Annotated in this window: 12 protein-coding genes; 7 read left to right on the top strand and 5 right to left on the bottom strand. The window is 44.6% G+C overall.

Annotated features, from left to right (window positions below):
- Positions 1-103: 103 nt before the first annotated feature.
- From V7K69_RS08915 to V7K69_RS08900, 4 genes are all read right to left on the bottom strand, one after another.
- Positions 104-565, bottom strand: a complete 462-nt coding sequence (locus V7K69_RS08915) for a tellurite resistance TerB family protein (RefSeq protein WP_335033385.1) — start codon at positions 563-565, stop codon at positions 104-106.
- A 168-nt stretch (positions 566-733) separates the two neighbouring features.
- Positions 734-2,647, bottom strand: coding sequence for a biosynthetic-type acetolactate synthase large subunit (ilvB, locus tag V7K69_RS08910; protein WP_335033383.1), 1,914 nt, complete (start codon positions 2,645-2,647; stop codon positions 734-736).
- Between the two features lie 132 nt (positions 2,648-2,779).
- Positions 2,780-4,042, bottom strand: a complete 1,263-nt coding sequence (locus tag V7K69_RS08905; RefSeq protein ID WP_335033381.1) for an MFS transporter — start codon at positions 4,040-4,042, stop codon at positions 2,780-2,782.
- 353 nt (positions 4,043-4,395) lie between these two features.
- On the bottom strand, positions 4,396-4,995 hold the full coding sequence (locus V7K69_RS08900; protein ID WP_335033379.1) for a hypothetical protein: 600 nt from the start codon (positions 4,993-4,995) through the stop codon (positions 4,396-4,398).
- A 376-nt stretch (positions 4,996-5,371) separates the two neighbouring features.
- Here V7K69_RS08900 and V7K69_RS08895 point away from each other — a divergent pair, with 376 nt between their 5' ends.
- Positions 5,372-6,490: a ferrochelatase gene (locus V7K69_RS08895; RefSeq protein WP_335033377.1), complete on the top strand. Its 1,119-nt coding sequence runs from the start codon at positions 5,372-5,374 to the stop codon at positions 6,488-6,490.
- A 44-nt stretch (positions 6,491-6,534) separates the two neighbouring features.
- On the opposite strand, the gene V7K69_RS08890 is transcribed toward V7K69_RS08895, so the two are convergent.
- Positions 6,535-7,080, bottom strand: coding sequence for an NADPH-dependent FMN reductase (locus V7K69_RS08890; RefSeq protein WP_335033375.1), 546 nt, complete (start codon positions 7,078-7,080; stop codon positions 6,535-6,537).
- A gap of 330 nt (positions 7,081-7,410) precedes the next feature.
- On the opposite strand from V7K69_RS08890, the gene ftsH reads away from it, so the two are divergent.
- The 6 genes from ftsH to V7K69_RS08860 all read left to right on the top strand — a co-directional run bounded on the left by ftsH (position 7,411) and on the right by V7K69_RS08860 (position 16,931).
- Complete coding sequence (gene ftsH / locus V7K69_RS08885; protein ID WP_335033373.1) at positions 7,411-9,363, top strand: ATP-dependent zinc metalloprotease FtsH; 1,953 nt, start codon at positions 7,411-7,413, stop codon at positions 9,361-9,363.
- A gap of 432 nt (positions 9,364-9,795) precedes the next feature.
- A complete protein-coding gene (locus tag V7K69_RS08880) occupies positions 9,796-10,710 on the top strand; it encodes a DUF928 domain-containing protein (protein ID WP_335033371.1) in 915 nt (304 codons plus the stop codon).
- Positions 10,711-11,501: 791 nt separating this feature from the next.
- Positions 11,502-12,866 carry an LLM class flavin-dependent oxidoreductase gene (locus V7K69_RS08875; RefSeq protein ID WP_335033368.1) on the top strand — a complete coding sequence of 455 codons (1,365 nt, stop codon included), beginning with the start codon at positions 11,502-11,504 and terminating at the stop codon, positions 12,864-12,866.
- A gap of 322 nt (positions 12,867-13,188) precedes the next feature.
- Positions 13,189-14,727: an amidohydrolase family protein gene (locus V7K69_RS08870; RefSeq protein ID WP_335033366.1), complete on the top strand. Its 1,539-nt coding sequence runs from the start codon at positions 13,189-13,191 to the stop codon at positions 14,725-14,727.
- 266 nt (positions 14,728-14,993) lie between these two features.
- Positions 14,994-15,662: a dienelactone hydrolase family protein gene (locus V7K69_RS08865; RefSeq protein ID WP_335033363.1), complete on the top strand. Its 669-nt coding sequence runs from the start codon at positions 14,994-14,996 to the stop codon at positions 15,660-15,662.
- Between the two features lie 270 nt (positions 15,663-15,932).
- Positions 15,933-16,931, top strand: coding sequence for an aldo/keto reductase (locus V7K69_RS08860; protein WP_335033361.1), 999 nt, complete (start codon positions 15,933-15,935; stop codon positions 16,929-16,931).
- Positions 16,932-17,041 lie beyond the last annotated feature (110 nt).

The raw sequence follows: 17,041 nt of genomic DNA, 5'->3' as shown, positions 1-17,041 counted from the left end.
TCAGGAATCTGAACAACTCAACTCAAACAAAATTATTTTTTACTCTAAATTAGCAACCCCAAATTAACGATGGTAGATGCTTGAGGCTGTAATTGAAAAAGGATTACTCCTCTTCCTCTTCTTCATCTTCGCCGAACACTGCGTCTATCAGTTCTTGTGCCCGCTCGTCTGAAATCTTTAAGGCTTCCTGAAGCTCAGAGATATAATCTTGTTCGCTTTCGGGTACTTCTTCATCAATCCCCACTACTAAGATAGCGGTGATGTATGCAGCTTCACGATAACTTCTATTGGGTAAAGATTCGATGGACTGGGCGATTAAATCTTCTGGTTCTTCTTCTTCTATCAAACTGACGACTTTTTCGGTTAATTCTTCAAAGTCTTCTTCAGAATAATCTTCAAATAAGTCAACCCGACCGAGAAATTCACTTAAAGCATATTCTTCTGTTGAAGAAATACCTTCACCATCAGCAGCAGCGGAAAATAGTCCAAGGATTGCGATCGCAACTTCTGGTTCTAGAGCAACTGAACTAATACTACGGCCTTTGGGCAACTTGCGTTTAGACATAATTATCCTCTAAAAGTTACGTGATATTTCAGGAAGTAAAATGCTTCCTAAAATTTAGGATTCCCAAAATAATGGAGAAAAATACATTGGTATAAATATTTCTTCATAAAAAATACGCAGAGAGACATCCCTCTGCGTATAAAAAAACTATTTAATTCTCAAAAAGTGTTACAATTTCGTCCCACACTCAGCGCAGAAGTTGTGGGTAGGAGCATTTTTGGCATTGCAGTTACTACAATAAACTGGCTCTGCTGCTGCTTTGGGCGGTTGCTTCTGCAAGCCGACCATTTGAGCGTTGCTCTTGCCTGGAGCTACCATTGGATAGCAGTTTTCATCTCTGGTGACGTGGACATTTAAGATTACTGGCCCTTTGTGTGCCAGCATTTCGGCGATCGCATCTTTTAATTGACTGCGATCGCTAATTACCATACCCTTAATGCCATAAGCTTTTGCTAACAACTCTACGTCTGGCATCCCTACTTCCATGTTTGAGCATGAGTAACGCTCACCATAGAAGGCTTGCTGCCACTGGCGCACCATTCCTTGCCAGCCGTTATTGATAATTATTGTCTTGACATTTATTCCATACTGTGCAAGTGTACCAAGTTCCTGCAAACACATTTGGAAACTGGCATCACCGCTAATACAGATGACTTCTTCATCAGGAAATGCCACTTTCGCGCCCATTGCCGCAGGTAAGCCAAAACCCATCGTTCCCAAACCAGCGCTAGAAATCCAGCGCCTTGGGCCGTTTTTGAGGAATTGTGCTGCCCACATTTGATGCTGTCCAACATCTGTGGTGTAGTAAGCATTGGGTGCTTGGCTATTGACTTCTACAATCACTTCTTGGGGTGAAATGCTGTCGGCGTGCTGCGGCACTATTAAAGGATACTCATCGCGCCAACGGTTAACTAAATTTAACCACTCTTGGTTTTGATTAGGTGTAGCCTTAACGCCTGTTTCTTTGCAGCGACGCAACAAGTCTACTAAGACGTTCCGCACATCGCCGACGATGGGCACTTCGGGAACGCGGTTTTTGCCGACTTCAGCAGGATCGATGTCGATGTGAATGACTTTAGCGCGGGAGGCGAATTCGTCTAATTTGCCTGTAACGCGATCGTCAAATCTAGCGCCAACGCAAATCAGCAAGTCGCAATCACTTACAGCAAAGTTAGCGTAAGCTGTGCCGTGCATCCCCAACATTCCCAAAGCGAGGGGATGATGTTCGTCAAAGGCACCGATCCCCATTAAGGTGGTGGTGACAGGGATGTTGAATAATTCAGCTAGTTCTTTGATTTCTTCATGGGCACCAGCTGCGATCGCACCACCACCGATATACAGTAGAGGACGGCGACTTTCAGTAATCAACTGAATCGCAGCGTTAATTTGCCGGGGATTTCCCTTCACGGTGGGACGATAACCGCGTAACTTTACTGAACCTGGTTTTACAGGTACATAGTCAAATTCTTCTAAAGCTACATCCTTGGGGACATCAATTAAAACTGGCCCCGGTCGTCCAGTGCTAGCGATGTGGAAAGCTTCGGCGACAATTCGCGCCATATCTTTGGGGTCACGCACTACATAAGAGTGCTTCACTATGGGTAGAGTAATGCCGTAAATATCGGTTTCCTGAAAGGCATCTGTACCAATGGACGGACGTGCTACCTGCCCCGTAACCACAATCATTGGGATTGAATCCATGTAGGCGGTGGCGATCCCTGTCACCAAGTTGGTTGCTCCTGGGCCAGAAGTGCCAAAACATACTCCTACTTTCCCAGTTGCACGGGCGTAACCGTCTGCGGCGTGGGCTGCGCCTTGTTCGTGTCTCACGAGAATGTGCTTAATAGCACCAGTTGCTTCCACCTTATACAGGTCGTCATAAATTGGTAGAATTGCCCCACCAGGATAACCAAAAATATAATCAACGCCGTGGCGATGAAGGCTGTCAAGTAGAGCAAAACCGCCAGATGCACGTTTGGGCACGACTGGGGGGCTAGAAGGACGAGACTGTTTGTGATTCTCAGTTTGTGGGAGACTAATTTGGGAGAGCGATTCTCCTGCGGAGACACTTCGTGAACGCACGGTCAAACCTCAGACTATAGCTAAAGTTAATGCTGGATTCTGTATTTAAGATTTCATTTTAGTTGAAAACTTCAATGAAAACCTGATTAATTTTTATATTCAATATAAAGATAGATTATTAGCCTACATTAATTAAATTACGTCTTGCAAGACATTGCGGGTATTTTTCCAAGCCCAAACACCGACAACAACAACAACAACACTCATTGCTACCAGCACAGTTCGCAAGCCCAAAGCATCAGTTAATGGCCCAGTAATTGCTAGGGGTAACGCCAGAGCGATGTTGACGGCATGATTTTGAAAGCCAAATACTTTACCGTGCATGGTAGATGGTGTTTGCTGTTGAATTAAAGTTTGCATGGGTACGCCAATTAGGGCAGCACCTATACCCAAAAATGCACAGAGTCCTAGCGCCAGTAATAAGTTGTGCGTAAAAGTGAACACCCCTAAAACTAGTGCCATCATCAAAAATCCAATTAAGGGTAGGGGCTTGTGATGCAATTTATCACCCCAGTGACCTAAAATCGCTGCACCAGATACCATACCTACCCCTGCTGCTGCTAAGAAAAAGCCAAACTGTTTTTCTTTTAAACCAAACTCTTCAGCTAATCGGATTGTCAGCACTGTTAACGCTGCAAACACACAATATAAAGTTGTCAGTTGCAGCATAGCGTTCAAGATCAAAGGGTTTTTCTTGAGATAGCGTAGGCTTTCAGTGAATTCAACCCAAGGGTTATTTGATGCCCGATGTTCCCTTGGTCGTTTGGGTTCTTTAAACTTAATCGGTTGCATGATTGCAGCTGACAATATGTATAATCCACCAACCACAAGCTCTTGACCGTATTCTTCTCCCATCCAGCTTTTCGCCAAACTCAAAATCGGCTCTCCGATAGCAAAGCCAACAATTAAAGCTCCCATCATTGTGCTGGTAAACAGCGCATTGGCTGCTAACAAATTCTCTCGCTTCACCAACAGGGGAATGGCTGCTTGCTCGGCTGGTGCAAAAAACTGCGTCACCGTAGAGATGGCAAAAGTTAGGATTAATAGAATCAGAAACTGTCTTGGTAACAAGGGAAGACACAGTGTTAATATTCCCCGCACAACATCTGAGCCAACCATAATTAGCTTTTTTGGCAAGCGGTCAACAAAGATACCACCAGCAGAGCCGAACAAAATTGCTGGTATTGTAAAGGACAGCATCAAAGTTGAGTACATCGAGTTTTGTGCCAAGCCAGGAAGCGGTGAATAGTTCTCCAGCAGAGCAATCATCAAAACGAAGAAAACCTTATCTGCTAACTGGGACACCAGTTGCCCAATCCACAGGAGCATAAAACCACGGTTTTTTAGCAGTGCGCCAAACCCGTTATTAACAGCAGCTGGTTCAGTTGGAAACATTTAGATACTTTCTTTCTTTGGGTAGATGGGACATGGGGGATGGGACATTGGGCATTGGGTATGAGCGAATGGCACTAAGATAAGCGCAAACCCGTGATTTAACTAGCTTTTGAGTGTGGGGAGTGTGGGGAGTGTGGGGAGTGTGGGGAGCCAGATTTCTTCCTCATCCTCCCACACCTCCCACACCTCCCCATCCTCCCACACCTCCCTCAGACAAAGGTTTCAGGTTTTCTTAGTGCCATTGGGGTATGGGCTATGGGGTATAGTTTTTCTTGACTATCCCCATACGCTATCACCTGTAACCTTTTCCCTTCCCCACTCCTAACTCCTAACTCCTAATTCTATTGTCCGGACTAATTTGCTTCATAGCGCTTTAACAGCATAAGCAAAAACTCAGCTGCTGTCAGATAACCTTTGGGTGGAGAAATTTCAATGGATGAATCTACCCACCAGCCTTGCACAGCTTGGGACGTAGATTCAGAGGGGTTTTTCGTTAGACATCGCCACATAAACAAATGATCAACTGCTGGTTGTGCATAAAAGTTATTTTGCCCACAACCTAGCAAACACGAACTCCAATGAGTGAAATAATCATGACTCATCCGATGAATCGGAAAATTACCCTGTAGTGGTACTCCCCATCCATCTATAGCAATAAACGCTTTGACATTACCACCCAAGAGTTGCCACAAATGTGCTGCCCCTATTGCCCCAACTACGCCAGCACTAAAGCTAATAAATATAATTGGTGATTTTAAAGAGTCGGTCAAGCGATCGCGCAAAAACTGCAAGATGTGCAATGCTGATAAAACCAAAACATCTTTACCTGGATAAAGCAGTATATTTGCGGAATGAGGAGCGATCGCGCCATTAGAAACTAAATCTAACAATCCGACTCTAAAGCTTTCAGTTAACTCTGGTTCATGAATTCCAGGGCAAATAATTATATTCATCTCTCTATTCTGATTGGGCATTGGAAGATAATTCTACGGTTGGGTTAGGGTTTTTTGATGAAAATTCTAAATCACAAAGAAGCAATAAATCGCCGTCTCTACAAGAATCAATCCTTCGTCTTGACGGCGATTTATCACGTCTCTTGGCTTAACTGAACCGTATTGGCATTGGTTCAATTTTCTATACCCACTTGCCCAATGCCCAATACCCAATGCCCCACGTAAATTTTGTATATCTTTTGATGTATTATGTTGATTTCCCCACCTATCCTATCCCCCTGGATGGGATAATAAGTTACAAGTAAGGAAGGGATATGTGTAAGCTATTCCCTTATTTTATATTTCTCTGCACTCTGGTTATATTGAGGAACTAATTGTGGTTGCCACGCCGGAAAAAGTACAACACACCCACGAGCATCTATCAGGTAAAGAACGTGTAGCCGTACTGCTGATGGGCTACGGCGAAGTCGAAAGCTACGAAGATTTCGCCAACTATAACGAACAGGCTTTAAATCTACTGACAGCAAAATTCGCACCAGTACCAACCTGGATTTATCCCCCTCTGGCAAAGCTTTTGGCGCTCTTTGACCGCCATGAGTGGGGACACACACACCACGATTTTATTTCCCCACACAACGCCATCTTTGAACAGCAACGGGCTGGGATTGAGAAGAATTTACAAGAAAAATGGGGTGATAAGGTTCAAGTTTTCAAGGCTTTTAACTTCTGTGCCCCTTTTCTACCCAATCAAGTCTTGGCAGAAATCAAAAACCAAGGCTTCGACAAGCTGCTAATCTACCCACTGCTAGTTGTTGACTCTATCTTTACCAGTGGGATTGCGATCGAGCAAGTTAACAATGCTCTTGTTGAGTTGGCTGATGGTGAGGAACACTGGGTTAAAGCACAGCGTTACATTCCTTCTTTCTTCAACGAACCAGCTTACATCGATTTGATGGCTCATCTGGTTGAAGAGAAAATTGCTGAATTAGCAGGAGCTTATCTCCCTTCTCAAATCGGCATTGTGCTAATGAACCACGGCTGTCCCCATAAAGCTAAAGGCTTTACTTCTGGGATTGCCGAAAGTGAAGCAATGTACGATTTAGTTCGGGATAAGTTGATTAACCGCTATCCGTTAATCTCGGTGGGTTGGCTCAATCATGACACGCCCTTAATTGATTGGACACAGCCAAACGCCGAACAAGCGGCAAATAACCTGATCCAATTGGGTGCAAAAGTGGTAATTTTTATGCCAATTGGCTTTGCCACAGAAAACCACGAAACTCTATTGGATGTACACCATATCATCCATGCTTTAGAGAAACAGCATCCTGGTACGAACTACGTGCAAATGGCTTGCGTTAATGACCATCCAGAATTCTTAGCAATGGTGGCCGAATGGGCTGATGATCATATTGCAGAGTTGTTGTCAGAGCAACCTTTGGCAGTTAATCCCCAACTCGCTGGAGATCACCATCACCACCACCATCATCATTAAGTTTTGAGTTTACGAGGGTGGGTTTAGCTTTGCCCACCCTACAACTAATTTACGCCTCGCAGCTTGCGAGTATTATCAACTAAACTTTGAGCAAATTCATCAAATCTTTGAGAAAGCTTCTCATCTACTAGCTTGCCTTCAGGACTGAATGCACCCCAAGCTTGTCCGATCGCAATTTGTTCTGGAATTACCCAACCATGAACCCATCTGACTATTAACCGTAGGTCATTTAATGCGTTACTATTTGACTGACCGCCCAATACGCTGATTAGTCCTGTCACTTTATCAGACAGTTGCTCAAAGCTCATCAAATCTAGAGCATTTTTCAGGACACCACTAACCCCACCATGATACTCAGGTGTGGCTAAAATTAATCCATCTGACTGACTGACAGTATCCTGTAACCGCTTCACATCTGGGTATTCTAGATACTCTTTTGCGCCAGTGCAAAATGGTAACTGCAACTGTCTTAAATCAAGAATTTCTACCTCTGCACCAAGGGCTTCTATCCTTTGCACTGCTACTTGTAAAGCAAGCTGCGTATAGGAGTTTGGTCTTAAACTACCAGCAATACCAACAATTCTCACCATAATTAACCTACAAACTATTAACTAGCTACTATCACCAGATTTCTTAAAAAGCGGAATCGTTATGACTATGTTTATCTTAGCGATTTGTGTCTGAATGTGTCAAATTAATCTCTGCTGGAAAATTTGAGGATGAAAAAGTTAGGAGTTAGGAGCCAGAATAATTATCCAAGTTGCTCAAATTTATGTAATAACCGGAGAAACATGGGAATGCTTTTGTGTGGAAGTTAGACTAGATAAGAAAAGTGTAATTTCCAGTTATTACAATTTTTAGTAGAAGAATAGGCATAAAACCATAGCTCAACTTGTGCCAGCAGACAAAGGGTAATTATTATGACAAATTTGGGAAAAAAAGCATTGGTAAAAAGGCAGTCATCAAAGCGTGTTGCTTGGGTTGATGTGTTGGCGAAACCTGCACTTCGGTTGCGCTCAGTGACCGCCGCAGGCATCGCAGCTAGCTTGATTATGTTACCAGGAATTTTCGGGAGTACCCCCGTCTTGGCACAAAAAGCAGAGAGTACTTCTAGTACCTCTAGTACCTCTCTAAACTATGGTGATTTGCTCAAGAAAGCGAAGGCGGGAGAAGTCCAAAAAGTAGAGCTTGACGAAACCGAACAGCTAGCCAGAGTTTATCTCAAAGGGCAAAAGGAAAATACGCCACCGCAACAGGTGAGACTTCTGGCACAAAACACAGAGTTAATTAACATACTCAAAGATAAGAATGTTGAGTTTGGCGAAGTTTCCTCTGCTAACAGTCGAGCCGCTGTTGGGCTGTTGATTAATCTTATGTGGATTTTGCCACTGGTAGCTTTAATGCTATTGTTCCTCCGACGCTCTACAAACGCTTCTAGCCAAGCGATGAATTTCGGCAAATCCAAAGCTCGTTTCCAAATGGAAGCCAAAACCGGAGTGAAATTTGAAGATGTCGCCGGGGTTGAAGAAGCCAAAGAAGACCTGGAAGAAGTTGTTACTTTCTTGAAACAGCCAGAAAGATTTACGGCTGTAGGCGCACGCATTCCCAAAGGAGTGCTGTTAATTGGCCCTCCTGGTACTGGTAAAACTTTACTAGCAAAAGCGATCGCAGGTGAAGCAGGTGTACCATTCTTCAGTATTTCCGGTTCAGAATTCGTGGAAATGTTCGTTGGTGTGGGTGCATCTCGCGTGCGTGACCTCTTCAAGAAAGCCAAAGAAAATGCCCCATGTCTAATATTTATCGATGAAATTGACGCAGTAGGTAGACAACGGGGTGCTGGTATCGGTGGCGGTAACGATGAGCGCGAACAAACCCTCAATCAACTGCTCACCGAAATGGATGGTTTTGAAGGTAACACAGGCATTATTATTATTGCTGCCACTAACCGCCCAGATGTCTTAGATACAGCGTTACTCAGACCGGGACGCTTTGACAGACAAGTGATGGTCGATCCACCCGATCTCAAAGGGCGACTGGAAATTTTGAAAGTCCACGCCCGGAATAAGAAAATCGATCCTAGCGTATCATTAGAAGCGATCGCTCGCCGCACTCCTGGTTTTACCGGCGCAGACTTAGCCAACCTACTCAACGAAGCTGCTATTCTCACTGCTAGGAGACGCAAAGAAGCTGTCACCATTTTAGAAATTGATGCTGCTGTGGATAGAGTTGTTGCAGGTATGGAAGGTACTGCATTAGTAGACAGCAAGAGCAAACGCTTGATTGCTTATCATGAAGTTGGACACGCTTTAGTAGGCACATTGCTCAAAGACCATGATCCTGTGCAGAAAGTTACATTAATTCCACGGGGACAAGCACTTGGATTAACTTGGTTTACTCCTAACGAAGAACAGGGGTTAGTTTCCCGTTCCCAACTCAAATCCCGGATTACTGCAACTTTGGGTGGTCGCGCCGCCGAGGAAATCGTTTTTGGTAAGCCAGAAGTTACCACAGGTGCAAGCAATGACTTGCAACAGGTGACAGGAATGGCGCGGCAGATGGTGACACGCTTCGGGATGTCAGAATTAGGCCCATTGTCTCTGGAAAATCAGAGTGGAGAGGTATTTTTAGGACGCGACTGGATGAATAAATCAGACTATTCTGAAGAAATTGCTGCCAAAATTGATTCACAGGTGCGTGAAATTGTCAACAACTCTTATATCAAGGCAAAAGAACTGTTGGAAGAAAATCGCATAGTTTTGGAGCGTTTAGTAGATTTGTTAATAGAAGAAGAAACAATTGAAGGCGATTCATTCCGCCAAATCGTTGTCGATAATGCCCAAGTAGCTGATGCACAATTAGCTGTACCTCATTAGATATTTGATGACAGATAATGTAGAGATGTAGCACTGCTATGTCTCTACAAGTGTTGTTGATAAAGCATAATAAATACGTCGTTTCAGGTTTTTATTAATCATTCTTTGATAGAAAATAGATCCACGGTGTAGGATCAATTCATGAATTGCCCCTACACCGTATAGTTTTGTGTAAGTCCTAAAATAAGTTGGGAATCTTCTTGTGCAAAAGTAGAAGGCTACCCAATACGGTATCGTGGGTTTTGAGACGCGATAAATCGCCGTCTCTACAAGTATTTTGGTCTTATATGAACTGTATTGCGCTTTAGCCAACCGTATTAGAAGGCTACCTCAGCATTTCCATAAACTGGTACATAAAGCCTTGCTACTGTCAAGCTTAGGGTATTGTATTATATAGACCCAATTAACGTACTACAAGTGGAAATGGAGATTATGAAACATAGATTTTGGGCAAGCTATTTGCTTGCAGCTTTAGCATTTCTTCCGTTAGAACCTGTGCTTACTACACAGGTTTTGGCAACAGAGTCAGTTTTGCAACTGGCACAAGCCAAATCTGCTTACACGCAATATATGCAGCTCGGCTATAACGAAACCAAACGGAGAAATTATCGAAAAGCTTTATTGAATTTTCAGCAAGCAGAACGGTTACGTCCAGGAGATAGGTATGCTACTGCTGCAATTAGAAATGTTACAAGTTACATCCAACGCGGTAGAAATCGTATTGCCTTTGTCCCAGGTAGACCTGGTAGGGTAAGGTCAGCAGGAACACGAGGAAGTTGCTTTCAAACTGGACAAAATATCATTCCCTTGACACCGACAGATAAGGAAGCTCAACGAACCACAGCAGAGCGTCCCACATTATTTTTCTATATTCCTCAAACCTCTACAACAGTTCAAGCCCTAGAATTTGTTTTGCGGGATGATGATAGCTCCGACCCATTATATAAAGGCACTTTCAAACCTGTTGGGCAGAATGGTATTGTTAGTGTAAATGTACCTGCTAATCAGCCATCTCTACAAATCGGTAAAGAGTATAGTTGGACTTTTTCAATGATTTGTGATACCAACAACCGCGATAAAGACTCTTATGTAGAAGGTACAATAGTGCGATCGCAAGATGAAAATCTATCTCTTCAATTAAACCAACCAAACACAGACTTGGATCGTGCAGTTCTATTTGCAACTGCGGGATTTTGGGAAGATTCTCTCAGAACTTTAGCTAATTTACGCCGCCAGCGTCCTAATGATCCCGAAGTTCAGAAATATTGGGAAGATTTGTTGAATTCAGTAGAGATTAAAGAAGTTGTAAACAAGCCTTTATTGCCCTGTTGTACTGTTCCAAAATAAATTAAAAATTACTTAAAAACCCGGTTTTTATAGAGAAGCCGGGTTTTTACCATTCATAGGTTTTGAGACGCGATAAATCGCCGTCTCTACAAGTGTTTTGGTCTTATCTGAGAAGTATTCACGTTGCGTATTACGCGATTCTGGGTTACAAAAACGACGATTATTTTTTAAGTGTGCTGCGATCGCGTACCCACCCGCCGGATGCGATGGTCTCCGACCGACCGGAGGTCATCGCAAACGAGACAGTTAATTTGAGATATTGAATAATTAGTTTGCAATACTTAATATTAGATTATCTAATAATTAGTTATTCATGATATTGTGTTGGTCAGTACATATTTTTTTGTAAGCATCGTGTAGACTCTATTTGCGGAGTAAGATTGCTACATAAATTTATGGTAATTCGAGCGCCAAGCAGCAGCAACCCTAATTTTGCTGTGGTATTAACCTGACTTACAGTTTGGTTATTTTCATTCCATATAGAGCAACTGAAGTCTACATTTTAGTTGCTTTGAAAGCATTACATTATTAAATTCAGTGTGGAGTTAGCAGTAAATGCTAGCCCAAAGCTTTGTATGGAAAGGATTTTATCAATCTGCCATCTAAGTATTTTTTTGGGTGGATGTCAGCAGTTGAAAGCAAACATATTGTTGTTTACTCATCAGACACTTACCACCTAGTTATAAGGATTTTACAAACAGTTAGGAATTAGCGATCGCACACTGACGTTAGATGAAAAGCCATTAGCTATACGCAAATCAGCAATCACACTATAGAAAACAAAAAAGCTTATGAATACAACACGCAAGTTTCGTTTAGGTGCATTCGTTCAAGCCACCGGTCATCATGTCTCATCTTGGCGACACCCCAATGCACAAGCAGATGCTGGATTGAATTTCGAGCATTACAAGGAAATTACCCAGACTGCTGAACGCGGCTTGTTTGATGCAGTTTTCTTGGCAGATAGCCCAGGAGTTTGGGGTGGCTCTCCAGAAAGTCAGTATCGCAACGGTAAAATCGCCCATTTTGAGCCGGTCACTCTTTTCTCGGCCTTGTCCTCTGTCACCAAAAACATCGGCTTCATTTCCACCGCCTCGACTACTTATGAAGAACCCTACACCTTGGCCCGGAAGTTTGCCTCGTTGGACTACTTGAGTAACGGTCGTGCAGGGTGGAATGTAGTCACTACAGGCAATGAGAACGCCGCTCGTAATTTCGGGCTTGAGCATCACCCGGAACATAGCCAGCGTTATGAACGCGCTGAAGAGTTTGTGGAAGTAGTTAAAGGACTGTGGGATAGCTGGGAAGATGATGCTTTTATCCGTGACAAAGAATCTGGTGTTTATTTCGATCCAGACAAACTGCATACACTCAACCATAAGGGCAAATATTTTTCTGTCCAAGGCCCTTTAAATGTCGGTCGTCCGCCTCAAGGCTACCCCGTGATTGTTCAGGCTGGAGCCTCAGAATCTGGACGAGACTTAGCTGCACGCACCGCCGAAGTGATTTTCACCGCCAATCAAACCCTAGCTGATGCCCAAGAATTTTATGCTGATGTGAAAGGGAGATTAGCACAATATGGGCGATCGCCAGACGATCTAAAAATTATGCCCGGTGCTTTCCCAATCATTGGCCGTACCGAATCAGAAGCTCAAGAGAAGTACGAATTCCTGCAATCTTTGATTCATCCTGATGTCGCCTGGGGAATTTTAAAGAACTATTACAAAGGCGTGGATCTGTCTAAATATTCTCTAGATGATGTGGCTCCTGAACTGCCCAGCGACACCAACACTAACAAGAGTCGTCTTAAACTAGTTAGAGATTTGGCGACTCGTGGTACTCTCACACTGCGTCAGTTATATCTTTCTCTTGCCACCGCACGAGGACATCGCACCATCCTTGGTACACCCGAAACCATTGCCGATCAGCTAGAAGAATGGTTCAACAACGGTGCAGCAGACGGCTTTAATATTATGCCGCCAATCCTTCCCACAGGATTAGATGAATTCGTTAACTTAGTCGTTCCCATCTTGCAAAAACGCGGATTGTTCCGTACCGAATATGAGGGTAGTACCTTGCGTGAAAACCTGGGATTGCGTCGTCCGGTCAATCGTTTTGCTGCAAAACAAGTAGACAAGAGCCTTGTGTTGGCGTAAATAAGTTTTTCGCAGATGTTTAAGCCATACCTTTTAAATCGCACCTTCTGTAGATCGCCTCCGAAATCGAACCGCAGAGGACGCAGAGGACACGGAGAAATAAGAGTTTCAGAGAGTTCTTGCATAAGTCCTAACACACTAACCAGTATCCAACGCTGCTAGTAGTTCGCCAAGTGAACTTGGCGGGGTAAAGGGTAAAGGGGAAGGGGGAAAGGTTTCAAATCCCTTACCCCTTACCCCTTCCCCTTTACCCAGCCATCACGCAGCATTTTTGGGTTGGCAGACTACTAGGAAAACCTTGTAATTTTTTAAAGGAAAAAACATGACTGAATATAGCCGATTAAAGACCTCACGCTCCGCCGCAATCAGAGCAACCCTTGATTATCCGGTAATTGACACCGACGTTCATACCAATGATTTCACACCGGCGTTTGAGGATTACATTGCTAAGTACGGCGGTGTGAAGCTTGTAGACGAGTTACGTAAGACAGAAGCTTCCCGTCTTAACTCCAAGAGCAACGGTAAAGACTGGTATCAACAAACCCCTGAAGAACGTCAATACAATCGGACAATCAGATCGCCTTGGTGGGCTAGAGTTACCAAAAATACGCTGGATCTCGCTACTTATACCCTCCCCGGATTGCTCTATGAACGTCAGGCAGAGCAAGGATCAGACTATTCGGTGCTGTTTCCGAATAATGTCCTAGCACCGGCTGGAGCCAGTGCAGAGAATCGTCAAGCACTGCAACGCGCGGTAAATCATTATCATGCTGATATTTACCGGAAATATAGCGATCGCCTGACACCGGTTGCTGGCATCCCCTTAACTACTCCCGAAGAAGGCATTGAGGAGCTAGAGTTTGCAGTAAAAACACTCGGTTTAAAAGTGATTAATATCACTGGCGGAGTGAAACGGCCGATTAAAGCGATCGCTGATAAATATCCAGCCGATAAATTCCCCGAAATCGCCAAATATGCGTCTTATATCGACTTTTACGGACTAGATAGTGAATACGACTACGATCCCTTCTGGGCAAAGGTCGTGGAACTAGGCGTACCCGTCACCACCCATTACGGTAGCCAAGGTTGGACTGGACGCTCTTCCATTAGTAACTACATGAACAACCATATCGGTCACTTCGCCGATGGTTCGGAAGCATTTGCAAAGGCGTTGTTCTTCGGTGGTGTTACCAAGCGTTTTCCCCAGTTGCGTGTAGCCATGCTCGAAGGTGGTGCAGATTGGGGTGCGCGGGTCTACATTCATTTGGTAGATCGTTTCTTGAAGCGCAATATCAAGGCACTGGAAAATTACAATCCAGCATTGACAAATCCTGATGAGCTATTTGAAATATTTGAGCGCTATGGTGCAGAAATTACTCAAGGGTATTCCCTCGATAAAGACGAATTGACCAAGACTGTACTGGGAGCTTCATTTAGCCGTCATAGCCGTGCGCCAATTGGTAGCGAATTGGATGATTTTGCAGCAGCAGGTATTGAAACAATTGAAGACATCCGCGATCGCTGGGTAAACAGTTTCTTCTTTGGTTCCGAGTCTGATGATCGCACCATCGCTACGGCATTTAACGACAAAGCCAATCCCTTGGGAGTCAAAATCAACGCCATCTATTCCTCCGATGTTGGTCACTGGGATGTACCAGACTTGACTTCCCCCTTGGCTGAAAGCTGGGATCTCGTACAAGAAGGCGTTATTTCCGAAGCCGACTTCAAATCCTATGTATTCGCTAATCCCTACAAGTTTTACACCCAAGCTAACCCCGAATTCTTCAAGGGTACAGCGATCGAATCTAAGGTAGGTAACACCGAATTTAAACAAGTGGACAAGAGCCTGGTGGTGGCATAAAAACCGAGATGAGGGCGTGGGGAGGAGATGAGGAGAAATAATCAATACCCCATGCCCGAATGGCACTAAGATAACGGCGAATCCATTATTTGTAAGGCTTTTGAGTGTGGGAGGTGTGGGAGGGGAGGGAGGATGGAGAAGAAATCTTACTCCCCACACTCCCCACACTCCCCACACCTCCCACACCCACTCCAGGCAAACCTTTCAGCTTTTCTTAGTGCCATTCCCCCATGCCCAATACCCAAATTAAATTAGGAGTCAGAACAATGCCTGTCGAACAACGCTCTCACGCCATTAACAATGGTTCCTTGCCTTATCTTTTCTCGCCTGTTTCTGAGAATGCCAAGCAACCTGCACCCTTAGTACTGTTTTTGCATGGAGGACGTGATCGCGGTAATGATCTGAATGTACTGCTGAAATGGGGACTACCTCGTTTTGTAGATTTATCCGACTCATTACCTTATGTCTTCGCCGCACCCCAGATTCCGGCTGAACAGACTTGGGCAGATCGAGCAGATGACGTGCTGGCTTTGCTTGATGAACTAATTTCTTCCCAGCCGGTCGATCCAGCGCGGGTGATATTAGCTGGGTTCAGCTTAGGCTCGGCCGGTATCTGGCATATCGCGGCTTTACATCCCGATCGCTTCGCAGGTCTAGTACCTGTATCTGGACGTGTACCCAATACATTAGCAGAAAGCGAACTAGCTGCACTTAAAGACATTCCTGTTCAGATATTTCAAGGTGGACAAGACAAAAATCTGCCAATTGAAGATACAGAACATTTTGTTGAGCGCTTACGCAAAGTAGGCGGAAAAGTCGATTTGACAGTGTTGCCGGAAGGCGATCATTTTATTGCAGATGAAGTATACAGCGATCCGAAGTTGCAACAGTGGCTAGTTTCCCTGAGCCGTCGCAACACTGCTGTAGTTGTCTAAGGCAAAAGCCCCAAAAGTCAGCGCTCAGAGACTGGGGACTGAGATACAAAAGAAGATTTTTCTCAATCCCCATGACCCAATACGATTTAGTTAAGCATTTTTTCTCTTCTCTCTGTGTTCTCTGCGCCTCTGCGATTCGTTAAAAATTTGACTTTAATAAAGAGCCTTAAGGGATTTCCAAGAAATAAATTATCCAAAAAAACGAACCGCAGAGGCGCAGATAAGTATGGGGATTATTAATTTTGAATTTTGAATTCGGAGCGAAGCGACGTGACTTTACCAACCACCAATCTTGGAAAAACTGGATTAACTGTTTCCCGCCTTTGTCTTGGCACCATGACCTTTGGATTGCAGACTGACGAAGAAACTTCTAGAGATATCCTTGACACGGCGGCCGATGGCGGAATCAACTTTTTGGATACAGCCGATGTTTATCCACTTGGCGGCGGGCTTGCCACTGCTGGACGTACCGAAGAAATCGTTGGGCGCTGGCTCAAAGGCAAACGCGAACATTTTATTTTAGCTACCAAGTGCGTCGGCCGGGTTGGCCCTGCACCTTGGGATCAGGGGGCTTCGCGCAAACATATTCTAGATGCGATCGATGCTTCCCTACGACGTTTGGGAACTGACTATATCGACCTGTACCAATTGCACTCCGACGATGCTTCCACCCCACTAGATGAAACTCTAGAAGCACTAGACGCGGTAGTGCGTGCTGGTAAGGTACGCTACATAGGGGTTTCCAACTTCTTAGCGTACCGACTCGCCCGCGCCTTGGGTCGCGCCGAAACACGCAATCTAACCCGATTTATCTCAATTCAGCCCCGCTACAACCTGTTGTTCCGTGAAATTGAGCGAGAACTATTGCCCCTAGCCAAAGAAGAAGGACTGGGTGTAATTTCCTACAATCCGTTGGCGGGTGGTCTGCTCACCGGCAAACACATTCTCGCTCAAGGCCCCACCTCCGGTACACGTTTTACACTAGGTGCTGCCGCAGAACGTTATCAGGATCGTTACTGGCACGATCGCGAGTTCGATACTGTCGAGGCTTTACGCACAGTCGCGGATCTCGCCGGATTCTCGCTCACCACTCTAGCAGTGGCTTGGGTTTTATCTAATCCCATTATCACTGCCCCCATCATCGGCGCTAGCCGCCCACAACAACTTGCTGACAACCTCAAGGCAGTGGAAGTCAAACTTGACGACAGTTTGAAACAAAAGTTAGATGACTTAACCGCCGAATACCGAAGGGGAGATTCTCTTCGTTAGAAATTAGGAGAGTAGGGACGCGACGAATGACAAATGACAAATGACAAATGACCAATTTTAAACAGTGCTGCCAGAAGTTCCTAATCCCACCGGACGGCTTAATATAGTCG

This window comes from Nostoc sp. (genome assembly GCF_036917775.1).
Lineage (GTDB): Bacteria > Cyanobacteriota > Cyanobacteriia > Cyanobacteriales > Nostocaceae > Nostoc.
The sequence above is the reverse complement of the archived record's forward strand: the minus strand, read 5'-3'. Positions and strand labels throughout refer to the sequence as shown.